Source organism: Tolypothrix sp. VBCCA 56010 (genome assembly GCF_050875635.1).
Classification (GTDB): domain Bacteria; phylum Cyanobacteriota; class Cyanobacteriia; order Cyanobacteriales; family Nostocaceae; genus Hassallia.
The window spans coordinates 30,494-54,415 of the sequence record NZ_JBPAOH010000027.1; the positions used below are offsets into that span (position 1 = coordinate 30,494).

A 23,922-nucleotide genomic window follows, 5' to 3' on the forward strand; every position below is an offset into this window, starting at 1 on the left:
ACAATCAATCCATAAAAACTATCTTTATCTGCATGAATTGATGAATCATACTAGTGATGTCAAACATACAAAGACAGTCCTAATCAAAGCCGCATTTCTTTAATCGGAAAACCCACTAAGCGTTACATAGGAGCGTTAAAACATGAAAGTCCTAGTCATAGCAGCCGCCGGCAAGACCGGTAGAGCTGTAGTTGAACAGGCTGTAGCCGCTGGACACCAGGTCACCGCCTTCGTTCACAAAGCTGACGAATACGAGGTCTCAGACGTTCGCATCATCGAAGGTGACGCTACCGACAGTGCCACGATGGACGCAGCAGTAGTCGGTCAAGACGCTGTTCTTGACACGATTGGCGGCAAAACGCCTTACAAGGCAACCACGCTCGAATCGAGCGCCGCCAACACAATCATCGCTGCCATGCAGCGAAACGGTGTGCGCCGTCTGGTGGTAACTTCCATGCTTGGCGAAGGGGATAGTGAGGCGAATGCCACCCTGTATGAGCGCTTACTGGTTTCGACCTTTTTGCGCGGCGCGGACAAGGACAAAGCGGCAATGGAGTCTGCTGTCGAGTCGAGCGGTCTGGACTGGGTAATTCTTCGCCCAGCCCTCCTCACCGACGACCCTGCCAAGGGGAACGTTCGAGTCTTCGATGCCGAAACGGGCGAGAAGGCCCATAAAATTACACGTGCCGACTTGGCTGACTTCATGCTTGCCCAGCTTTCCAGTAACGAATACCTCCATCAAGCCGTTACTATCGCAAATAGCTAAGAACTCTTTGGCCACGCTCTCTTTTTGGGGTCAGCAGCGTGTTTGTTGAGGCTTCGGCGTCTGCTTGACCACGCGGTATGCCTCCTTTCCTGTCCGGTTTTCACAACCAAGCAAGCTAAATAGAGGTGACATATGCAATATCTTGTTATCTTCACACCCAAACAGAAATTCGAGACTGACGGAATGCCCTCTGACTTCCAGGAACGGGAACTCGAAGAGCAGGCGCAAGCGCAAGTCCTTTACGCACAGGGAGGTCTCCGTCAAGTGTGGGCGCTGGACACGAAAAATCGCGGCGCAGCCGTTCTCTTTGAAGCGGAGTCACCGGAGCATCTGCAAAAGATGATCGACAGCTTTCCGCTGATCAAGGTTGATTACGCTGACTACCAAATCTTGCCGCTCGCGCCGTATCCAGCATTCGCGAAGAAGTCCGTCTAATCGCACCGCCGGGAGCAATGCGCTCCAGCGAACGGAGGCTGGCGCTCGGGCTTTCTCTGTTTGTCGGCCCTTGTGTCGCCAGTCGCCGTCGCTGTGATGCGGACGGAGGTTGCTCCTCTCTCAATTTATATCGTCACCTTTGTCAATACCCTGGCAACTGAATCGTTACTTTATTTTTGTAAATATATTTGCTTGCAAATTATAGTTTATTGAAGGCTCTATTGCTAGATTTTTGGTTTCTGTTTGGGTGATTTGAGAATTGTTAGCTAATTTTTCTTCTCCTTCATCTTCAGATTCGTCTCTAATTTTGAAATAGTAATAAAGATTAGCAACCGCTAAATCTGATGCTTGTTCTAAATTCGATGGAACTAAAGTTTTGTAACCAGCGTTAGCAGCTTGTTGATTAATATAAAGTTCCGACTGCCGGCGTAGTTGAGAATCGAACAAAAATAATAGCTGGTCGCGCAGAGAGTAGAAATGAGATTTACCTGCTAAATCTTCGTATGTTAATTGTTCTGGTGGTGCTAAATTTGTATCTTGACTAGTTATCAAATCTGAGTTTTTGAAATCAGCGCTGGTTAAAAGTTTTAATTCTGAAGAAGGAAGCGATACTCCTTCTCCTATCGGAGAGGCTGCGCCAACGGAGTCACTTCGTGAACGCATCCAATCAATATGATTTTGCCATGAGTTTAATACTTCTAAATCGTGGTTGTAAATACGGGTAATTTCCGGAAAGAGAAAATCAAGCTCATCGTGGGATTCACAACTATTAATAATACCGACAGCATCTTTACAAACTTTATCCTGCAACTGAGATATTCGCTCACTTACCGCTGACATTTCATTTTGTACTTGATAAGTTGCAATAATTCCCTGTTCAATTATCCAAGCACATTCGAGTCTTCGTAGTTGTCCAGCAGCGGAGGTTTCTTCTAACAAATGGGGGTTTGTATAATCTGCCAAAGCTTCAAATAACATTCCCCTCGCACCGTCAATTTCAGCATTTCTACGACTTGCATCTTGTAATTGCATCGCTGAACGAAAGCGATTTATTGCTTGGATAAATAACCCATACGCTCGAACTAAAACTATACGGTGTTGTTCAAATTTGATGTCTTGGGATATCTCCTCAATTATTTGCCTAATTTCTGCTCCTTGGTCTTTTAAGGCTTGCTTGAGGTCAATAAACCCATTTTTGACCTCTAACCGCATTTGCTCAACTTCTTTTCTAAGTTTTAGTGTTTGATGCAAGTTTATCGCTGTCAATGCAACACCCGCTACTGTTCCTACACCAATCAAAGCTGTAGTTCCTTGCAGCACTCCTAAACTAGTTTGTATGCTTTGCAAACCTTTCATCACATCTGCAAAGCCTCGCTGCATTTGGTACGTTTGCACCACACTAGTAATAAATTGAGAAGCAGTTAGTAGCGGAGATAGAGGACTATTGCCGACAGTAGCAGCGATCGCATGACCAACAAACTGTCCTGTCACAGCATCTCTAGCCATACCGATTGGTACACCGTTGCTAAAAACTGGAATATATTTGCCAGCTTGAATACCCGCTTCGATTAAAGGAGAAAATTGGAATAGCATAGCTGTGGATTGATAGAAGTTTTATTGCTTCGAGGCTAACTTGTTTAGAAAAGTGAAAATAACCGTATTTACTCGGTATATTGATAAATTTTGTCTAAACCTGGGAATAATAAATTTGAAAAGTCTACGCATCGCATAATTTATGGATACTTCCCTAGTTAATCCTCAGATTGTTGATTTGTTATCACGGATTAGTGGACAAAAACTGACTCAACGCGAACTTACCCCACCCGTAATATTTTTGGCAAATTTGGTAACTATACTACTCGGAATCATTTTTGTAGATGGCATAGTCGCAGAGTCAGAAAAGCAAAGACTACTAACAACGCTTTATCGATTTAGTACACCTGAAAGTGATGTGCGGCGATTAACACATTTAATGATTAAGGGAATCAAAGAAAACCATATTTATAAAAATCTTAATGATTTACTTACTGTTAGCATTCCCCTTTCTGATTCAGAAAAGTTCTTATTGATTGCTTTTGGCTATCAAATGTCAGTCGCAGATGGCGAAATGGACTTTCGTGAGAAGCAATATATGGAGATAGTAGCCCAAAAATTAGGTATTAATCAAAAATATTTGGCAGTTTTAGAAGCTGGATTTACTAATCAAAATCTTGTCGATTCTATTGCTTTAGACGAAGTACGACTTTTGTTAGATCCTTCTCAATTTCATAACCTAGATTTGATGTTTGTCAAAGCTGCAAGCGATATGCTAGCGACTTTACCTGCTAAACCCGAAAACAAAGTAATTAAACGGACAAAAAAATCTTACGACGAATTGAAACAATTCCGAAAGCATCAAAAAGAATTAGATTGCTTTTGTTTTCGTCTCTTCCAGATAGTTGAAGATTGTCAAGAGCGCGGTTTCTTAGCTTACACTTTGATTGATGAAGTCGGTAAGATATCTAAACAATTACAATCTCAGAGTTTTCGTTTAGCAGTTGTAGGAGAGTTTAGCCAAGGTAAATCAACTTTACTAAATGCTTTACTAGGTGAAGAAATTCAACCAGCAAGAGAGATTCCTTGTAGTGGTGCAGTAACGGTTTTGAAATATGGAACCCAAAAGCGGGTAATCTGTCGATATAAGGATGGAAGAAAAGAAGAAATTCCATTTAGTGAGTATCAACTAAAAGCGACAATTTCCGAAGATGCAGCACTTGGATGTCTTAGCGATGAACTAGCAAATAACGAAATTGAGGAAATAGTTTTTGAGCATCCAGATTTAGAATTATGTAGTAGCGGAGTAGAAATTATAGATTCCCCAGGATTGAACGAACATGCGGAACGTACCGCAATTACTCAAAGAATACTCAAAGATACAGACGCAGTAATTTTTCTAACTAATGCTTCACGTTCCTTAACTCAAGGTGAACGTGACTTGCTGCAAGATTTGAAGATTCAACTTAATTACGGGAAAGAAAATGAACCTGCTAACAACCTTTTTGTAGTGGGTAATTTTATGGATTTGGTGCGAACTGAAAAGGGACGCGAACAAGTTCAAGAAAGAATAAAAAGATTTGTACAAGGTGAGAATCCTATCATTACTGGTAAGAACCGCGTTCACTTTATTTCTGCTCAATCTGCTCTAAATGCTTTTTTGCAAGGAAATGAAGATGAGTATTCAAAAAGTTTTGATAATTTTACTCAGTCTGTTGAGAATTTTTTGATAAATGAGCGTGGAGTCATAAAAAATAATCGCTGTGTTGCCGATATTAATTATTTAGTTCAAAAAACTTTAAATGGACTTGAACAAGCTGAACAAATATTAGATCGTAAAGTCAATATTTCTGAAGTTGAAAAACAGAAAATATTTGAACAAATTGGTGAAGCAAGCGGTCGTGATGTCAGAATCCGTTTAGTAGCTTCTCAATTAATAGAGCAAGTGATTGAAGAAGCGGCTGAATCTTGGGATAAGTGGTGCGAAGGATTAGGCGATCGCATGGTTGAAAAAAGTCAACGTTGGTCTTCTGAACACAGCCCTGTCTGGAGTCAAGATAAACTAATCAAAGATTATACTAATCAATTTGTCAGAGACTTATCCAAAGAAATAAATGAATGGGGAAACAAACAACTTAAAGATGTCATATTGCCAAATAGTTTGAAAGTTTTAAATGCAAATATTGAGTATGAGTTAGATGCAATACAAGCTAAATTTAAAAACATTGAACAACAAGTAAAAGCTAATTTTAGCGAACAGCTTCAACTGTCGATAAACGGTATAACTGATGATTTTATGGGTTTGGGAGGATTTGGTGGCGGTTTAGGGATAGGTGGTGCTTTAGCTGTTGGATTACTGGCATTTACAGGAATTGGCTTCTTTACCATAATTATTGCCAGTTTAGCTGCTACAATTGCTGGTTCGTTTGGTTTGGGAATGTTTGATGTAGATGGATTACATGACCAAATAAAAATGAAAATTTTTGAAATAGGATTTCAAAAGTTTGATGACTCAATGGATAAAGTTTCTGAAAAGTTACACGAAATTACTACTTCAGTTTTTGATACCAAGGTTGAATCTGCAAGTCGAGTAATTGCTCAAGCGATCGCGCTTTACGAAAATCTCATAGAACAGCACGAACAAGCACACAAAGAAACTGTAGAAGAACAGCAAACGCAGAAGGCTTGGATATCTGAAAAACGTCAAGAAATTGAGAAAGTAAAAAATGACATCGAAGCAATTCTACAACAGTGTGTTTAGGAACTTCATAGTGCGGCTATTTTCTTTGTTGATATAGCAATCCATATCCGATGCCTAGAAACCCGGTTTCTCGAATAAACCGGGTTTCTAAATTAAACTTACAAGCGATCGCACGCTAGTTCTAAAAGAGTATATCATTAAAATTATTTAATATTTATTCTTGGTAGAAAGATTATGCTTTAACCCATTCCCACGCAGTGTGTGGGAACGAGATAAGAGCAGAAAATTAAAGATAAAGTTATTAAAAAAATATTTATAATAGCTAAAAATAGAAAATTACAACATAAAAATCCGATCGCGTCCTTGGATTTTCGCTTGATTCAAAGCTTTCTCTGCTTTGGTAATCAGCATATTTATAGATAATTGCTCAGAAGGAATAATACTCGCAACCCCGATGCTGAGAGTAACGTATTCGCTTACTTTTGAATCACTATGAATTACACCACTCGCTCTAACAGCAGCGCGAATTGCTTCTGCAACACCAAAAGCTGTTTCCGCAGAAGTATTTGGTAAAGCGATCGCAAATTCATCACCTTTGTAACGCGCTACCAAATCAGCCGATCGCCTTTTGCAATTATTAATGGTGTAAGCAATTTGACATAAACATTCATCTCCAGCCGCATATCCGTAAGTATCGTTATAAGCCAGGAAAAAATCAATATTACACAAAATTAAAGAAAGAGGTAACTGTACCCCTTGCAATCTCTTCCATTCGCGCTGTAAATACTCGCTAAAATAACGATGGGTGGCAAGCTGAGTCAAACTATCAAACAAAGCATGACGTTGTAATTCTCGGTTCGACGTTTCCATCTGTACTGTCAACAGACACTCTTTTTGAATTTGTTGTTGAAGTCCGGCGATCGCCCACCTTGATGCTAGCAAGCGACTAACTCGCAAACTCAATTTGACATAATCGATGGGTTTTGTGATATAATCTTTCGCGCCCATTTGAAAAGCTTTATTAACCGACTCTTTATCATCAAGAACAGTAATCATTAAAACTGGCGGACAATTTTCACCCAAAGCCTCTTGCATTTTAGCGCAGCAACTAAAACCATCCATCGCCGGCATCATCGCATCTAATAAAACCATATCTGGCAAATGCTGTTGACAAATATCCAAACAGTGCTGTCCACCACACGCTTCTTGCACTCGATATCCTTCTTTCTCCATCGCTCTTTTCAGCACTAGTCGCAAAGTTTTTTCATCATCGACAACAAGAATTAATGGTGGCTTGTTTTGGTCTGATTTAATCATTTTGCCTCCTATAAATGTTCTAATTGCAAAGCAGCTTCTACCCGTTGATACTCTTTTTCAAGTTGTAAAACCAGAGTAGAAGCACTGATAGTTCCAGCGCGTCCCATCGCTTCTAATTGAGAGCATAATTGAGCTAGAGGCATTGCCCCGATGGTGACACTCAAAGACCTTAAAGAATGAGCCGTACTGCGTAAAAGTGCCGCATCTTTTTGTTCAACCGCAGAAGCGATCGCACTCAATCTTTGTGGTGCATCTTCCAGATAGCTATCAATAATTTCTGCCATCATTTCTGCATCGTTGCCTGTCATTTGTTTTAAACCTTGAAACGTTTCCGCGTCGAGCGCTGGTGCAACATTTTTATAAACTATTTCTGGCTGAAAAGCTAATTTTTCTTGGTTGACATCAGATGTTTCAATAGCTGAAGTGAAATCAGATTGCCGCAAGCGTTTATAATTTTCCAAAGATTGGATCAGAGCCTCAACTCGAATCGGTTTGCTGATATAATCATTCATGCCGGCGCTGAGGCACTGTTCCTTATCGCCCTGCATCGCATGAGCAGTTGTAGCAATAATCCAAGGGCGATCGCACTGCGACCATTCCTCACATATGCGCCGCGTCGCTTCTAGTCCGTCCATTTCCGGCATTTGCACATCCATGAAGACTAGATCGTAAGATTGGCGACGCAAAGCTGCCAGTGCTTCAAATCCATTATTCGCGACATCCGCACGGTAGCCCAACCGCTGTAACATTTGTATCGCTACCTTCTGATTTAAAGCAATGTCCTCTACCAGCAGAATGCGTAACGGCAACTCTTGGCTGATACGCGAATTAAATATTGGCGCTGAGAACGGCAAAGGTAGCACACAAATTCGTTGCCTGCATAACAGACGAATTAATACATCGTACAAATGCGATTGCCGAATAGGTTTACTTAGAACCGCTATAAATTCAGCTTTTGCGCCAAGTTCTTTCTGTGTTATTTTACCAACACAACTCAGTATTACCAACGGCATTTCTTCACACCCTGGTAGAGAATGGATGCGTTCTGCCAAACTTAAACCATCCATCTCTGACATGTGCATATCCAAAACGGCAATATCAAATTGCTCTTGTGATGTAATAAATTCCAAAGCTTGCAAACCCGACTTAGCCGCTTGGACAATCATGCCCCAGTTATAAGCTTGTAAAGCAATAATTTGGCGATTAATGGCGCTGTCATCTACCACTAGCAGCCGTTTGCCAACTAAATTTGATTGAAGACCTTGAAGGTCAACCATTTCTGAGGGAGCCGACTCAGCTACGAGGGTGAAATAAAATGTAGATCCGATGTCAACGCAGCTTTCTACCCACATCCAACCGCCCATCATTTTGCTCAAGCGCTTGCTAATTGCTAAACCCAATCCAGTACCGCCATAGCGACGAGTCGTCGAAGCATCAACTTGACTAAAAGGCTTAAATAGTCGCTTTATCTGTTCTTTGGGAATGCCAATACCAGTATCCCTGACCGCAAATTGAATTTCATAATAGGTAGACTTCTTGCAGAAGTCAGGTGAAAGGCTAAAAGGCAGCCAGTCGCTTGGGCAAGTCTCCGTATGAGTGGAAACTGCCGTTAAAGGGTAAAGGTTTTTCTTATTCCTTTCCCCCTCTTCAATTTGTTTTGCTGTTACAGAAACAACGACTTCGCCAACTTCTGTAAATTTAATTGCATTACTGAGTAAATTCACTAAAATTTGCCGCAATCGCGTATTATCTCCGACAATTGCGGTTGGAGTTTGCGGATCGATCAGGTACGCTAAATCTATGCTTTTCGCAGCTGCTTGAGGAGCTAATAAATCTAAAGCTTCTTCTATGCAATTCCGCAGGTTAAAAGGATGTTTCTCTAAGTCCAACTTGCCAGACTCAATCTTGGAGAAGTCTAAAATATCGTTAATCACGGCAAGCAAAACATCGCTGCTGCTGCGAATAGTTTCTACAAAGTCTTGTTGTTGCTCGGTAAGTTCCATATCCAGCAATAGCCCAGTCATGCCAATCACTGCATTCATTGGGGTACGAATTTCGTGACTCATCATCGCTAAGAATTCGCTTTTGGCTCGGTTAGCAGCTTCAGCTTCTCGTGTTGCTTGTTCTAAGGCGAGATTTTTGACGGTGAGTTCTTGACGTTGTTTGGTTTCCTGTTCTAAGAGATTCGCTTGAGCAAGAGCGATTCCGACTTGGGCAGCGACAGATTCCAGTAGCTCAATTTCATCGCTTGTCCAAGAGCGAAAGTCGTCGCATTGATGCAATGCAATCAACCCATTTGGTTCCCCTTGGTAGGATGTCCGAATTGCTAACGTCGATTTTAATTTAATTTGGCGACAGATGGATTCTATAGGTTTTAACAGAGGTTCACTATAAACATCTGGGGAAACAAGCGCCAAGTCTTGAGCTAACAACTTCTCTAGATAAGGATTGTCGATAACAGGAAGTTCCAAACCAAGCATTGATATATAGCCTGGTTCTAAATACTCAGCCATAACCTTAATATGAGGAATCGACGTAGAAATATATTCATGAATAGCACAGCGATTAACACCAAACGTTTGACCAATTTGGATTGCAGTAGTCTGAAAAATTTCTTTGGCGCTTAGGCTTTGGCGAATTTCTTGGGTAATTTGTTTGAATAGTAAAGTACGTTGAAATTGTTGTTGGAGGGCTGTTTGTGTTTGATGGCGCTCAATTTCGCTGCCAAGCCATTGCGCCATCAACTTTAAAAGTTCCTTGTCTGACGATTTGAATGGTTTATATCGCCGGGAGCGTGACCAGAAGCAGAGGGTGCAATAAAGTTTACCTGCCACTAATACTCGCGTGCCGATGTAGGACTCTATTCTCAACTTCGAGTATGCTGGGTGGTTTTGCCAAGATGAAATATTGTGACGATCTACAGTTAAGGGTTCGTCAGTGTTTAAAATTTGCGAGCAAAAAGTTTGTTTGAGGTCAAAAGTATCTCCGCAAGCTAGAGAATTGTTTGGCGATCGCGCCATGATTATTTCATAGCTCGCGCTTTTAATTCGTGCCAAAATCCCAAAATCTAAATCAAATGTTCGACATCCCATTGCTAACAGTCTCTGGATGCGTTGCTCAAAATTTCGGCTGCGATCTGCTGCTACCTCATAAAGCGATCGTACCGATGCTTCATTTTCTCGCAGTTCGGCTTCGACTCGTTTCCGCTTTTGTTGAGCTTGAGCATCTTTAATCACAATTGTCAAGTAATTCGCAACTTCCGTGAGCGTAGCAATTTCATGTTCGCTCCACTGTCGGGGTTCTGGGGAATCAAAACAAAGTAAACCTGTAAGTCCGTCTGAATCTCGTAACGGTATCTCCAAAACAGCTTGAGTGTTACCTGCCAACATCCCAGGCACTAACGAGACCAAGCGTTCATCCTGAGTTACGTCTTCAATTATCATCGTCTTACCGCTAATTAAAGCCTGGAAATAATCACCAGCAGTACTTAGGTCAACGACAAACCCTGTAATTCGCGGCATTCCTTCTGGTTCCACAGAATGAACCACCTTTAACATGCCTTGCTCATTAATAGTCGAGAAAGCCACACGTAAAGTTTGAAAATACTTGCTAATTTGTTCGACAGTATGCGAAATTACTTGTGTGACAGACATTCCGGAAGTGATGCTAGTTGCAATATTATTCAGCAGTCTCAAGCGAATCTGACTTAAAAGCAGTGCTGACTCTGCGTGCTGACGCTGGATAATAAATTCTTGTAATTGCTGCTCTCTTTCCCGTAAAGTTGACTCTGTATGCTTATGCTCAGTAATTTCTCTCTCTAGTTGCAGCTTTGCGGCTTCCAGCTGCTTTGTCCGCATTAAAGTTTTTTGAGCAAGGTAAACTGCTAATGCTAGCAGCCAACCACCGAGCAACCCTCCAATTAATACTACCGTTGGCAGATACGATTGAGCCTTATTTAGTAACTTTCGTGTTGGCTTTATCCGCACCTGCCATTTAGCATTATAAAAGTCAATTTCTGTTTGATAGCTCCATTTTTTAGGATGTTGCTTATTTTCATAATTGTTATTGTAAATCTCTTCTTTTCCGTCGAAAATACTAATTGTATATTTCTGTAACTCTTTTTCTTTAAAAATCGAGTCTATTAACGGTTTAACTTTAAAAATACCAATAATAAAGCCATCATTTTTATGCTCAGTATGTAAAGGAAAGTAAATAGAAAATCCCTTAACCCCTTGAACTAAATTTATAGACTGAGTAACAATTATCTTTTGACTTATAAGGGCAGATTCTAAAATAGCTTTTCGTTGCGAATCTACTTTCAAATTCAAATTTTTTTCGGCTGACTTACCTGCTACAGGTACAACCCAGCGGATATGGTATGAAGAATCTACCCACTCTATCGCTTGGAAACCACTGTAATGTCTGATAAAATACTTTGCATCGGCTTCCCACTCCTGCCTAGTATTGCCAGTACGAATTGAAGAGCGATTTGCCATCCGCTCTAGTACTTGAACACGAGTTTTTAACTGTGCTGTAATTTCCGTTTTCACAGCAGATGATTGCTGTTCAATTAGTTGCTCAATTTGCTCTTTCTCTTTAGCAATCAATCCCTGCCAAAGTAAAATAGTTATAAGTGAAGTACCAATTGCAATAATAATTGGTAACTTTCCTGGCATCGGTTGTTTAATGCAAACTTTTAGCCAGGAATAATATCTATTTTGTTGAGTCACTTGTTCATCTTTATCTTTAGAAATAACTGGGCACGTTCAAACCTAATTATGTCCGCCGCGAACATCCACGGCAGACGAATTATATTAACGCCTACTTATCTATATAAAGTCTCATATTATTCAACTAATTAGATATCGTATAATTGCGGAAAGTTCATAAATAATTAATAATAAATACTGATTTATCTTTACAAAAATTTAAATACTACCAATAGTATAGACTTTGCTTTTGATACATAATTTAGATTCGTAGTGAGCCAGCGCGGTCTTCTCCCAAAGGGAGAGGCTAACGCCAAGGGGAGGCACTGCGTTGGACGGGTTTCCCGGCTTGAAGCATGTGCCGTGGTTTCCCCCATGAGCGACTGGCGAACCCGTTCGCGCAGCGTCTCGAAGAGAAGGGTGAGCGCTTTAGCGCTCAAAATGCCAATCTTCTCCTCGTTCCTTGCTATAAAGCAAAAAACGAGGTGTGAACGTCTCTACATAAACGTAAGAGATCCACTTTAATCAGCAAGCTGCTGATACCTTTGCTGAATATCCTCAATCGTAAACACCGCTTCAAACTTCAACCCCACCGACTGATAAAACTCAGCACCACCCTGTAAGCGATCTATCAGTGAAATTACTTGATTAACGGTATAACCCGCATCTCTAAGTCGTTCCACCGCTTTCATCGCCGATCGCCCTGTAGTCACGACATCTTCCAACACCACTACTGTTGCATTCTCTGGCAAAGTGGGACCTTCAATATATGCTTTTGTGCCGTGTCCTTTAGCTTCTTTGCGAATAATTAAAGCGGGTATCGGTCGATTTTCATACGCAGAAACCACACTAACTGCTGTGACAATTGGATCTGCACCCAATGTCAAACCGGCTACAGCTTGCGTATTTTCTGGTAGTCGGGATAGAAGAATGCGACCAATAGCTAAAGCACCTTGAGGATTAAGTGTTACCTGCTTCCCATTGATGTAATAAGAACTCGCTTGCCCAGAAGAAAGTATAAAATCACCTTCTTGATAGGCAAGTCGGCAAAATAAATTCAGCAACTGTTGGTGCAGAATATTCAAATCGGCAGTAGATGCCCACAAGTCAGACTGGGTAAAGGTTTCAGCTTGATAATTCATCACAGTACATTAAAAGTTGTGCTACACCAAAGGTTGAACTCATCAAAGTTCTGAAATTAAGCATAAGTTAAGATTCGCCCATCATATTGAGGAGTAATAAATATGGGTATAAAATTTCAAGCTCTTGGCGGTTTATTAGTGCTGCTAGCTGCGAGTATTAGCATCCCAGCTTTTGCCGATGACAAGGGGACAACTAATTATGAAACACCGAATGAAGTATTTGATCGAGCTTTCTTTAAAAACGATCGCAATTTCTACGGCAACAACACTTTTAGACGGCAAATAGACTGGCTGGTAGGACCTGGTTCGTTGTTCCGCAATTCCTTCCCGGAAAGTGAAATAGCGCGTGATGCTGAATTGGTTAACGTTGTCTATCGCGACATTCTCAATCAGCAAGTTGGCAACGATCCATATATTCGCACGCCAGATTTACCCAATCCTTATAATACATCGTTAATGATGTCTCCTCGCTTAAACTCCAACAAGCTCAAAACCGGCACTGAATTTAGGTTTGATACTGTACCACCTCGGTAAAATACCGCTACGCTAAATCAATAGTCAATAGTCATGATAATCATGACTATTGACCAAAGTCCAAAATTTTTGGCGTTGTATATTTTCGGGATAATTTTGTGATATGCGTCAAAAATTGAACGTATTGTAGAGACGTTCCAGTGGAACGTCTCTACGATTCATGCGGAACGTCTCTACGATTCATCCCACGGTTATGCAATGCCAAATTTATCATGATTGGATGCGCCCTACTGGAATCGAACCAGTCTGAAAGCGAATTATGAGCTCGCTGCCTCCCCAATCGGCCAAAGGCGCTTATTTAGGTTTGAGATTGCTATGAGTTATTACTTCAACGCTATTGCTAATTTTAGCGTTAGGTAGCAACCTCACGACTCGATTTTAGCATGAGTTCACAGACTGTGAACCCTCTACAATAGTTTAGCAGATTTTATACTACATCATTTGACACAGAAATAGGGCAGACTAATATTGATTAAGTCTTTTAAAGATTGAAGTACACAGCTTCAATCCTTTTACATAAATAGACTATCATTCTTTGGCAATAGCTTCTTGGCAATGAAATTAAATTCCACTGTACTTCTGACGTTGATTTTATTAACCCTAATGTTGGGAGCGGGTTCTGTAAGCGCGTTTTGGGGCTTTACTTTGGGGAGTTCCGCACTTAAGGGTGTGACAACCCCAGATGGTCGTCCTACAACTAAATTCGCCAGCAGTAAGGCAAACAGCGCCCAACATCAAGCGGTAACGTTATTAAGAGAGGAAGAAATCCTCAAAATTGTTAAGTCCCGGATTGAGGGTAAGAGCAAGGCTGCTAAAGCTAAAAAATCTGATGACGAGGACGAAGAAAATACCAGCAAGCCAAAACCTCAGGAAACACCGACTGAAGTCGAAGAAAAACCCCAAGCCGGATTTCCCATCGCTGCTGAAAGCCAGAAAGTAACGATTTCTGTACAATCTGCTCGCTACTCTGGCGGTGATTTGCTACTTCGCGTGAAAATGCAGAATAAAGGAGCCGATTCCGTGCGCTTTTTATACAGTTTTTTGGATGTCACTGATGACAAAGGACGAACCTTAAGCGCTAGTACCGACGGCTTGCCAGCAGAATTGCCTGCAAATGGACCGACATTTTCTGGTACAGTAAGTATTCCTACGCCTTTGCTTGACGATGTAAAGCGTATCTCACTTGCCTTGACTGATTATCCCGATCAAAAATTGAAACTGGAAGTGCCAAATATTCCTGTGGAAAGATAGGGCATGGGGCATGGGGCATGGGGCATTGGGCATTGGGCATGGGGCATGGGGCATGGGGCATGGGGCATGGGGCATAGGTTTGGCTGTGCGTTGCTCTGGTTCCCTCCGAGTCCCGCATCTGCCGTCATTGGTAATAATTCTTTCCCTTTCCCCTTTCCCCTTTCCCCTTTCACGGCAGGTGCTACAACGGGGGGAACCAGAGCACAACGCACTGCCTCCCCTTTTCCCCTCTTAAAAAAGCCCCCAGCTCCCCCTTGTCCCCCTTGTCCCCCTTGTCTCCCTAATCCCCAGTTTGGTCGTAAACAATCAACAACTAAGCACTAACAATCCCTAATCTCAAGATTATCTTTCTAAATAGGAGCGTCAGTTGTACACGGGCTTTGACGGTGATTGGTTTTCCTAGTTTAAGTTTGACAGATGTGGGGCTGCGATTGTTGTCAGTGCTGCTGCTGATAGCGATCAATGCTTTTTTTGTAACAGCCGAGTTTTCGATAGTGACAGTGAGACGATCGCGCATTCAGCAGTTAGTCGAAGCTGGTGACATTCAGGCGATCGCGGTGGAAATGTTGCAACGTAGTATAGATAGATTGCTATCTACTACTCAGTTAGGCATTACTTTGTCTAGCTTGGCGTTGGGTTGGATTGGCGAAAGTACAATTGTCGGGTTAGTAAGTTCATGGCTGGAATCATTACCTTTACCTATGGGGACGAGTGTTTTTATCGCTCATTCCCTATCGATCCCGATCGCCTTTTTCTTAATCGCTTATCTACAAATTATTTTAGGCGAACTATGTCCCAAATCGATCGCCATGCTGTACTCAGAACAGCTAGCGCGGTTTTTGGGACCTTCAGTAAAAGCGATCGTTAGATTTTTCAGCCCCTTTATCTGGATTCTCAACCAATCAACTCGTGCCATCATGCGATTGTTTGGCATTCAGTATACAGGACAAAGCTGGCTACCACCTGTTACCTCAAAAGAACTGCAACTTATTATCTCTACAGAACAAGAATCTACTGGTTTGCAGCTTTCAGAGCGAGAATTGCTGAATAATGTGTTTGAATTTGGTGATGTAACAGCACAATTGGTGATGGTTCCCCGCACCAGCATTATAGCTTTGCCCAAAGATGCGACCTTCAACAGATTGCTGACTGAAATGGTAGCGACTGGTCACTCTCGCTATCCTGTCATCGGCGAATCTTTAGACGATATTCGCGGCATTATTTATTTTAAAGATTTGGCAGAACCTTTAGCTACTAACAAGCTGACGTTACAGACACATATCCAGCCTTGGATGCGTCCTGCGCGGTTTGTCCCAGAAAATATGCCATTAAGTGAATTATTGCCCCGGATGCAGCAAGAGAAACCAGCAATGGCGATCGTCGTCAATGAATTTGGCGGTACTGTTGGGCTAGTAACCATTCAAGATGTCATAGCCGAAATTATTGGCGACGCAGACGAAGCCGAAAGTAGCGACGACTTGTTAATCAAGATGTTAGATGAACAGACATATTTGGTGCAAGCGCAAATCAACTTAGAAGACTTTAACGAAGTCTTGCACTTCAATTTGCCTTTAACTAAAAAATATCAGACATTAGGTGGCTTTTTGCTCTACCAATTGCAAAAAATTCCTTCTATGGGGGAAACCTTTAATTATAACAATCTGGAGTTTACCGTCATGTCCGTCACCGGACCACGCCTGCACCAAATCCAAGTGCGACGCCTTGAAGAGGGGGAGAGGGGGGGATGAGGAGATGGGGAGATGGGGAGATGGGGAGATGGGGAGATGGGGAGATGGGGAGATGGGGAGATGGGGAGAGGAGGGGTAGAGGAGTTTGAGGCGACTGGCGAACCCGAAGGGGAAGAAAGAATTGTCTCCTTGTCTCCTTGTCCCCTTGTCCTCCTTGTCCTCTTGTCCCCATGCCCTACTCAACATACGCGACTGGATCGACGATTCCCAATTCGGCAAAAGCCGCGAGACGCAAGCGGCAAGAATCGCACACTCCGCAAGCTTTATCACCGCCGGCGTAGCAAGACCAAGTTAATTCCCACGGTACGCCCAATTTATTGCCAAGTTGGATAATTTCGGTTTTTTTCAGGTTAATTAGGGGTGATTCAATCGTAATTGCTTGCCCAAGACGCCCTTGTTTTGTTCCTAAACTAAAGACTTCTTGCATCGCTTGGATGTAATCGGGGCGACAATCAGGATATCCAGAATAATCTAAAGCATTAATCCCAATGTAAACGCGATCGCCGCCAATAATTTCCGCTCTTGCGAGGGCAAAGCTTAAAAATATTGTATTGCGAGCCGGAACATAAGTTACAGGAATATCTTCCGACATTTGAGCGAGCGATCGCTCTTGGGGTAAATCAATAGTGTCGTCTGTAAGTGCCGAACCGCCCCATTGCCGTAAGTCAAATTTTACTACTTGATGTTCTACCACTCCAGCTTGTTGAGCGACTAACAGCGCTGACTGTAACTCTCGTCGGTGTCGCTGCTGGTAATCAAAGGATATGGCGTGACACTCACAACCGTCAGCTTTGGCTTGATAGAGAATTGTGGAAGAATCTAATCCTCCAGACAACAGAATTACAGCTTTCATCTGAGTTTTAATTTTTGATTTGATTTGTCAACATGCCACAAACAGAGGTTGTGTCAGTGTCTTTAGCGTGGTCTATACGAAACAAGAGAGTGGCAAGCCGCCTTAAATAAGGAAATTGCATCAATCGAAGCCAAAACGTGGCACGATGACTTAAACAAGCCGCTCTGGGTTTCTGCCGGATTTTGGAGATTATTCAATGAAAATAATTTAAGTGTATAAGCGATCGCAATTTCAAATGAAACTCTTCTTGTTGAAAATCCTCTAAGTAGTATATTTTTTGGCTTTTGTAATTTTACTGACAATAAAGTGAAGAATTTTAACTTGTCTTCAATCAATATTGATCCCGGTAAGTAATTGCCTAAATGCAGAGCGAGAAAGTAACCCTTATTTCTTACTTAATTTTTCAAGTTAATAAAAAGACATATTCGGTTTTGTGTAAAGCGCAAAAAAACTAATCGCTCAAAACTAAATATACAAAACAAACTTAGATTGCGGGAACTCACAACAAACTTTGAAATTCTTCATAAATAGAACCTCTATGTTACCATCTGGATGGTTTTAGACGGCTCATGACTAGCAATAAAGTATAAACGCCAACGCTCGAAGCGTCTTTAGATTTGGTGGTTGAGGAGAAAATAGTAGTGCAAAATAGCATGTCAGTGGCAGAATTGAATCCATATATACAACGAAACCAGCCACGACCGATCCGCATAGGCGTGATTGGGGTGGGTAATATGGGACAACATCACACGCGTGTACTCAGTTCAATGAAAGACGTTGAACTGGTCGGGGTGTCAGATATTAATGTTGAGCGAGGGTTAGAAACCGCCAGTAAATATAAGGTGCGTTTCTTTGAAGATTACTGTGACTTGCTGCCTCATGTAGATGCAGTTTGTGTCGCGGTTCCCACCCGCTTGCATTATGCCGTCGGCATCAACTGTCTTTTGGCAGGAATTCATGTTTTGATGGAAAAGCCGATCGCTGCGAGCATTTCTGAGGCAGAATCCTTAGTAAATGCCGCTGCTGAATCTCAATGTATCCTGCAAGTAGGTCACATTGAGCGCTTTAGTCCAGCTTTCCAAGAATTGAGCAAAGTGCTGAAAACAGAGGAAGTGCTGGCTCTAGAAGCTCACCGCATGAATCCTTACTCAGACCGGGCAAACGATGTGTCAGTTGTGTTGGATCTGATGATCCACGACATTGACCTACTTTTAGAATTAGCCGCATCCCCAGTAGTGAAGTTGACGGCTAGTGGTAGTCGCGCCCAAGACTCTGGCTATTTAGATTATGTCACAGCTACCTTGGGGTTTGCTAATGGCATTGTCGCTACCCTCACAGCCAGCAAAATCACTCACCGTAAAATTCGCCGCATTTCTGCTCATTGCAAAAACTCGTTTACGGAAGCAGATTTTCTTAAAAATGAAATTTTGATTCATCGGCACAGTATTGCCAATTCAATGATGGATCATCGACAAGTCTTTTACAAGCAGGATGGTTTAATAGAACAAGTCTACACCAGTAATATTGATAAGTTGGGTGCAGAATTAGAGCATTTTGTCAACTGCGTACATGGTGGCAATCAACCTTCAGTTGGTGGCGAACAAGCGCTAAAAGCTCTCAGATTAGCAAGTTTAATTGAACAAATGGCTTTGGAAGATAAAGTTTGGAATCCATTAGAGTGGCAATCTGAACATTTAGTGCAATCATTGTCTCCTACAGTTTAAAAGGTAAAAGGTAAAAGGTAGAAGGTAGAAATAACTTTTACCTTTTACTTTTTTTTGGCTTCGTGTTATTAAGGCGGAAAGTGCAAATTTTATTGCCGCATCAAAATATTTAAACTCTGACAAAAGTAAATTATTAATTATTAATAAATATTAAGTTTAATTTAGCAATTAAACAGCTGTAGTAATTTTAGGAGTTGACTTCATGGGAGATTGGATCAAAAATACGATTGAATCCCTAGGTTACTTGGGAATAGCGGCGCTGATGTTTGTGGAAAATCTTTTTCCCCCAATACCTTCAGAACTAATCATGCCACTGGCGGGATATAGTGCGAATCTACCAGGAGCAAAACTCAACGTTATTGGCGTGTTTTTTGCGGGGCTATGTGGTTCTGTATTGGGAGCATTAGTTTGGTACTACCCAGGCAAATTTTTGGGCGAAGAGCGTTTGAAAGCTTTGGCTGACAAGTACGGCAAGTGGATAACTGTATCTAGCAAAGATATCACTAAGGCAAAACGCTGGTTTGATAGGCAAGGTAGCAAAGCGGTGTTGATTGGTCGCCTTGTGCCGGGAGTCCGCACATTAATTTCTGTGCCCGCAGGCATTAGCAATATGCCGTTGTTGCCTTTCCTATTTTACACAACTTTGGGTAGCGCTGCTTGGGTAGGTTTGCTAACATACTCTGGATACGTGTTGGGTAGTCAATACGAACTTGTGGACAAGTACCTTGCGCCTGTATCTAAAATCGTGCTTGGGTGTCTTGCTCTGGCATTTATTTTTTGGGTAGTCAAACGCAAGCGAAAAAACAGGAGAAAATGACAACAAGAGCGCTAATTGTGTAATAGCAAGCGTGAAGAGTGCCAAAAATTCGCCTACATTATCCTAAATAATGTTAACTTTTTTAACGCATTAAGTAATTCTTGGCGTATTTCTGGCAACACCAAACGCAAGCAAAAGTTTCTGCTTGACGCATTTTTGTAAGATGAGCATGATAACTTTTAAAGCTAAGTAAAGACTAGGAGCTTTCATGACAGACCAACCTTCCGCCGCTACTCCAATGAATGCCGCTGCTATCCCCATGAATAGAGTGTCGGCATCTACCCCGCTAAATGCTGCTAATAATGTTCCCAAGCCAGGTATAGGTATGGTTACAGGGAAAGCGATTCTTAGTGTTGATTTAGGTAGAACTTCCACCAAGACTTGTGTAAGTCGCGAACCGAACAATGTGATGTTCGTGCCCGCTAACGTCAAGCAAATGACTATGGAACAGGTGCGTGGAGGCGTTTTTGAGGCACGCGCTACTGACCCGTTAATGGATCTGTGGCTGGAATATCAAGGTAATGGCTATGCTGTTGGTCAACTAGCAGCAGATTTTGGAGCAAATCTCGGAGTCGGTCAATCTAAGGTTGAAGATGCACTGGTAAAAGTTTTGGCTTGTGCCGGCTACTTCAAGCTGAAAGATGAAATCTCAGTTATTCTCGGTCTGCCTTTTCTTTCTTTAGAGCAATTTGAAAAAGAAAAAGCACAACTGATCAGTCAGGTAGGTGGTCCCCATGTGATGAACTTCCGAGGGGAATCTGTGAACCTGAATGTTAGCAAGGTTTGGGTAATGCCAGAAGGCTATGGCAGTCTTTTATGGTGTGAAGCTCAACCGAAAAAAGGACCGGGTGTTCCAGATTTTACCAAAGTTTCGGTGGCGATCGTCGATATCGGACATCAAACTATCGATTGTTTAATGGTGGATAACTTCCGTTTCGCTCGCGGTGCTTCTAAGAGCGAAGACTTTGCGATGAGCAAGTTTTATGAAATAGTCGCCAAAGAGATTGAAGGAGCGGATAGTCAGTCTCTAGCGTTAATTTCAGCTGTGAACAAGCCCAAAGGCGATCGCTTTTATCGTCCAAAAGGTGCCAGCAAGCCAACTAACCTAGATGATTTTCTCCCCAACCTGACAGAGCAGTTTTCTCGTCAGATATGCGATCGCGTGCTAGCATGGCTACCAGAACGCGTTACTGATGTGATTCTCACTGGCGGTGGTGGTGAGTTCTTCTGGGAAGATATGCAACGACTGCTCAAAGATGCGAAAATTAATGCCCACCTAGCTGCTCCCTCTCGCCAAGCTAACGCTTTGGGGCAGTATATTTATGGAGAAGCACAGATTTCTTCCAGTCGCTCCGCTAGGGCTTAAAACTGATGTTCCAATGGTCAAAAAAGGTAGTAAGATCGGTCACGTTCAATCCAGGGGTCGCTGACGAGAGCTTGTTGGCGCTTGTAGATAGCCATTTGGAAAAAGACCCAGAGAAGACTTTCAGCGACCTCTGTAAAGAAGCCTTATGGCAATCTTTATGTGTACCGGAATCTGTCCGACCATCACCAACAACGCCAGAAAAACCGACAGCACCAGCATTTGAAGAACAACAAATCGCTGAATTGCAACGTCAAGTGGCAGTTCTTGAGGAACGTTTTTTTGCTAAGGAATCTAATCGTTTGGAGGTTATGGAACGCCAGCTTTTGCAACTTAGTCAACAAGTTGCACAGCTGGCAATCATGGTGAATGAACGACCAATCATTCAACTTCAAACCCAAGCAACATCAGCACCACAAGAGGTAGTAAATCATACTAATTATGCTGTTGCTGCAACTCCTCCTCAAGATGTTGACCCTGTAATCAGCCGTCTGAGTCAGTATCTCGATGATTTTTAAACAGTCATCAGGTGTTGAGCAGAAAATGTCAATAAACATCCTTAATAGTAATTACTATTAAGGATTGTTAATTTTTTTAGATAAGATTTATAGACAATTGATGGTATGTGGGTAAGTGTAAAATTGCGCTTTATCGCCCTTAAGCGCTTTAGCCTGGGGCTATACATGCGAAAAGCCTACCTAGCCTGTAGCAACGTTACGCACGGCGAACGTAGGCTAGTTAGGCGTATTTTCATAGATAAAGTGTTAGTAAACTGCAAGTTATCGGGTAAAATTACTTAGTAACAGATTTGAAACTATAACTTATGGAGCCTGTATCATTGACGGCTGGGGCGATCGCTACTCTGGTTTTAACCAAAGCTATTGAAAAGACAGGTGAAAAGCTAGGAGAAAAGGCGCTGGAGAAAGGCAAAGAGTTAATGCAATTGCTGAAGCGCAAGTCTCCAAATACCGCAAGTGCCATAGAACTGGCTGCACAACGTCCAGAATTAACACAACAACAGCCAGAGGATTATGGTATAGAGGTTTTGCAGGCAAAATTAGAGGAATCTGCTAAGGTTAATCCTGAAGTTGCTCAAGCAGTCCAAGCTGTAGCAGATGTTGTCAAGTCTCAACCTGCCAGCGTTCAAAATTTTACGAAATTAGCAGAAAAAATTGGGATGGTTGTACAGGGAGGTACAATTCATAACCCAACAATAAATATATGACTACAAAATCCTGAGCAGCGCCGGAAAAAAGCAAAACTTAGCTTTGATTGCTTAATTAAAAAGGTTAAAAAAGAATTTAGCTTTCTAGAGGATTTAGATCCATACGAAGCCGGAAATCTTTGGAATTGTTTGGTAATAGATCAATCCGGAAAATTTGATTTTATGGATCTTGAAATACAAATTTTGAGATTGGTGGTTGGCTATTGCTGCTACTATTCTCATGGATTTAGTTTACCACCACCAGCAAATGATTTAAATATTCTTGAAAGCGAAAAAGAATATTTCGCTCTAATAAAAAAGCTGTCTACATCAGGAGATTTAAGAAAAGAAAATCGTCAACATAAGCTTAGTTCTATAATTAAAAATAAACAATTAAAAAAAATTATCATCTCAATGGAATGAAGTAATGTATTTAAATGATACTGAAAAACGAAGACTGATTCGAGAATATTTCAAATATCGAAAAGCATTGGAATCACTTTCATGGTTGGAAGATGAATCAATATTTGAATATCATAATTTGAATCATGTTATTTCAGAATTTATTGAGGAGAGTTGCAGGGATTTATGGCAATCAATCATTCAACGAAGATTTCCGAGAAAAGGTATATGGCTTTGTATAGGTTTTTTAACTTTAGTAAGATTAGGATATTCTTTAACCAGAGGAATAATAGAATTTTTTAATACACTTTTAATCAGCAATCTTATATTTCTATTTGTTGGTATAGCAATTGTTATTTATCTATTGCCAAAATTGAAGTTAAGAAAGGTCATATATAAATTATATAGAGATAATCTCCCTCGCTCTCAAGTTACGGATGAGCAGATTATTGAATGGTTAAATGAAGATATATATAACCTTATAAAAATAAGTTTATTGGAGCTAAATATAGATGACAATGGGAGGCATCTTGAGAAAATCAAAAATAAATTAAGAGTTGAAGATTTAGAAGATGATGAATTAGAAGAATATGAAATCAATTCAAGAAAGAAGCAAAACTTACTTCAGCAAAGTCCAATATGGCTAAAATCTGGACGTGATGAAAAAAGTTTAAAGTCTATGATTCAAATAGATAACTCTCGTATTGCATCTGACAAACAAAGACTTTTGATATCTCCAGGAGATTTTCAGAGTGTAACAACTACTGATGGCAGGAAAAGAATATACGGTGTATATGAGTTTATAGTAATCTTTCTATGCAAAAACTTTTTATCATACTACAGATGCCATTGGAATTTCATGAGAGGTGTCTCTAGAAATGATGAAATGTGTGAATATCTGTATGACAGTATTGTTTCGGTTAAAATTAGAGAAAGAGCATCTTCTAATATAATCGATAGTACATTAAAGAAGAGAGTTTATAGTGAGTTCATATCTATCACCACTAAAGACGGTAAAGAAGTTGAATTTAAAATAGAACAAGGAAAAAAATTATCTTCTAATACTTGTTATCGCTCACCCGCTAAATCGGCAGTCAAAGCTATCCGGCGAATGCTAAGACAGCGGCGAATCGATGTTTTGAGAGTAGAACAAGAAGATAGCCAAGCATATTTAAATGATATGGATTGGGATGATGAGTAATTATTTATAATAATTTATTAGAAGTATCTACGGGTTAATCGCTCCAAAAAATACTATTACTATCTGTTTTGGATAAGAGCAAGACAAGGGATAATAGTCTGACTATAAATCGGTTTCTATTACGTTAAGCATCCTTAACCGAACTTAATTTTTATCGCACTTCTAGGAACACATTTACTCACATTTGTGTCCTAATTGATTAGGGCTAACTCTATTTTTTAT

The 23,922-nt window shown here is 41.1% G+C and carries 20 protein-coding genes and 1 tRNA gene; 13 read left to right on the plus strand and 8 right to left on the minus strand.

The features are described from left to right. The first annotated feature begins 142 nt into the window (after positions 1–142). Together AABK37_RS11975 and AABK37_RS11980 are read left to right on the plus strand one after the other, a co-directional pair. Complete coding sequence (locus AABK37_RS11975; protein ID WP_432551788.1) at positions 143–766, plus strand: NAD(P)-dependent oxidoreductase; 624 nt, start codon at positions 143–145, stop codon at positions 764–766. A 132-nt stretch (positions 767–898) separates the two neighbouring features. Continuing rightward, positions 899–1,201, plus strand: coding sequence for a muconolactone Delta-isomerase family protein (locus AABK37_RS11980; protein WP_432551789.1), 303 nt, complete (start codon positions 899–901; stop codon positions 1,199–1,201). Positions 1,202–1,366: 165 nt separating this feature from the next. Here AABK37_RS11980 and AABK37_RS11985 read toward each other — a convergent pair whose 3' ends face one another. Further along, on the minus strand, positions 1,367–2,794 hold the full coding sequence (locus tag AABK37_RS11985; protein WP_432551790.1) for a hypothetical protein: 1,428 nt from the start codon (positions 2,792–2,794) through the stop codon (positions 1,367–1,369). A 142-nt stretch (positions 2,795–2,936) separates the two neighbouring features. Between AABK37_RS11985 and AABK37_RS11990 the strand changes: the two genes are divergently transcribed. Beyond that, a complete protein-coding gene (locus AABK37_RS11990) occupies positions 2,937–5,495 on the plus strand; it encodes a dynamin family protein (RefSeq protein ID WP_432551791.1) in 2,559 nt (852 codons plus the stop codon). A gap of 276 nt (positions 5,496–5,771) precedes the next feature. On the opposite strand, the gene AABK37_RS11995 is transcribed toward AABK37_RS11990, so the two are convergent. The 3 genes from AABK37_RS11995 to pyrE form a co-directional block, all read right to left on the minus strand. Next, positions 5,772–6,752 (minus strand): GGDEF domain-containing response regulator, encoded by a 981-nt coding sequence (locus AABK37_RS11995; protein ID WP_432551792.1) that lies wholly within the window; start codon positions 6,750–6,752, stop codon positions 5,772–5,774. Between the two features lie 8 nt (positions 6,753–6,760). Beyond that, positions 6,761–11,482: a response regulator gene (locus tag AABK37_RS12000; RefSeq protein ID WP_432551793.1), complete on the minus strand. Its 4,722-nt coding sequence runs from the start codon at positions 11,480–11,482 to the stop codon at positions 6,761–6,763. A 500-nt stretch (positions 11,483–11,982) separates the two neighbouring features. Next, on the minus strand, positions 11,983–12,603 hold the full coding sequence (gene pyrE, locus AABK37_RS12005; RefSeq protein WP_432551794.1) for an orotate phosphoribosyltransferase: 621 nt from the start codon (positions 12,601–12,603) through the stop codon (positions 11,983–11,985). Positions 12,604–12,705: 102 nt separating this feature from the next. On the opposite strand from pyrE, the gene AABK37_RS12010 reads away from it, so the two are divergent. Then, on the plus strand, positions 12,706–13,137 hold the full coding sequence (locus AABK37_RS12010; RefSeq protein WP_432551795.1) for a hypothetical protein: 432 nt from the start codon (positions 12,706–12,708) through the stop codon (positions 13,135–13,137). 221 nt (positions 13,138–13,358) lie between these two features. On the opposite strand, the gene AABK37_RS12015 is transcribed toward AABK37_RS12010, so the two are convergent. After that, positions 13,359–13,431, minus strand: a tRNA-Ile gene (locus AABK37_RS12015). A gap of 261 nt (positions 13,432–13,692) precedes the next feature. Between AABK37_RS12015 and AABK37_RS12020 the strand changes: the two genes are divergently transcribed. Further along, on the plus strand, positions 13,693–14,388 hold the full coding sequence (locus AABK37_RS12020) for a hypothetical protein (RefSeq protein WP_432551796.1): 696 nt from the start codon (positions 13,693–13,695) through the stop codon (positions 14,386–14,388). Here AABK37_RS12020 and AABK37_RS12025 read toward each other — a convergent pair. Then, on the minus strand, positions 14,343–14,600 hold the full coding sequence (locus AABK37_RS12025; protein ID WP_432551797.1) for a hypothetical protein: 258 nt from the start codon (positions 14,598–14,600) through the stop codon (positions 14,343–14,345). The two genes, AABK37_RS12020 and AABK37_RS12025, sit on opposite strands and share 46 nt — an antisense overlap. 174 nt (positions 14,601–14,774) lie before the next feature. On the opposite strand from AABK37_RS12025, the gene AABK37_RS12030 reads away from it, so the two are divergent. Further along, positions 14,775–16,136, plus strand: a complete 1,362-nt coding sequence (locus AABK37_RS12030; protein WP_432551798.1) for a hemolysin family protein — start codon at positions 14,775–14,777, stop codon at positions 16,134–16,136. Here the strand turns inward: AABK37_RS12030 and AABK37_RS12035 are convergent. Further along, positions 16,072–16,308, minus strand: a complete 237-nt coding sequence (locus tag AABK37_RS12035) for a hypothetical protein (protein ID WP_432551799.1) — start codon at positions 16,306–16,308, stop codon at positions 16,072–16,074. The genes AABK37_RS12030 and AABK37_RS12035 overlap by 65 nt on opposite strands. Positions 16,309–16,311: 3 nt before the next feature. Then, on the minus strand, positions 16,312–17,001 hold the full coding sequence (queC, locus tag AABK37_RS12040; RefSeq protein WP_432551818.1) for a 7-cyano-7-deazaguanine synthase QueC: 690 nt from the start codon (positions 16,999–17,001) through the stop codon (positions 16,312–16,314). A 641-nt stretch (positions 17,002–17,642) separates the two neighbouring features. Between queC and AABK37_RS12045 the strand changes: the two genes are divergently transcribed. The 7 genes from AABK37_RS12045 (at position 17,643) to AABK37_RS12075 (ending at position 23,700) form a co-directional block, all read left to right on the plus strand. Continuing rightward, complete coding sequence (locus AABK37_RS12045; RefSeq protein ID WP_201280392.1) at positions 17,643–18,713, plus strand: Gfo/Idh/MocA family protein; 1,071 nt, start codon at positions 17,643–17,645, stop codon at positions 18,711–18,713. Positions 18,714–18,915: 202 nt separating this feature from the next. Further along, on the plus strand, positions 18,916–19,530 hold the full coding sequence (locus AABK37_RS12050) for a DedA family protein (RefSeq protein ID WP_432551800.1): 615 nt from the start codon (positions 18,916–18,918) through the stop codon (positions 19,528–19,530). Between the two features lie 208 nt (positions 19,531–19,738). Continuing rightward, the gene (locus AABK37_RS12055; protein ID WP_432551801.1) at positions 19,739–20,896 is read left to right on the plus strand and encodes a ParM/StbA family protein; all 1,158 of its coding nucleotides are present in this window, start codon (positions 19,739–19,741) and stop codon (positions 20,894–20,896) included. A 5-nt stretch (positions 20,897–20,901) separates the two neighbouring features. After that, entirely contained in the window at positions 20,902–21,411 is a 510-nt protein-coding gene (locus AABK37_RS12060) for a plasmid segregation centromere-binding protein ParR (protein ID WP_432551802.1), read from the plus strand. A gap of 305 nt (positions 21,412–21,716) precedes the next feature. Beyond that, on the plus strand, positions 21,717–22,118 hold the full coding sequence (locus tag AABK37_RS12065) for a hypothetical protein (protein ID WP_432551803.1): 402 nt from the start codon (positions 21,717–21,719) through the stop codon (positions 22,116–22,118). Between the two features lie 129 nt (positions 22,119–22,247). After that, positions 22,248–22,520 carry a hypothetical protein gene (locus AABK37_RS12070; protein ID WP_432551804.1) on the plus strand — a complete coding sequence of 91 codons (273 nt, stop codon included), beginning with the start codon at positions 22,248–22,250 and terminating at the stop codon, positions 22,518–22,520. 4 nt (positions 22,521–22,524) lie between these two features. Then, positions 22,525–23,700, plus strand: a complete 1,176-nt coding sequence (locus AABK37_RS12075; protein ID WP_432551805.1) for a hypothetical protein — start codon at positions 22,525–22,527, stop codon at positions 23,698–23,700. The last annotated feature ends 222 nt before the right edge of the window (positions 23,701–23,922 follow it).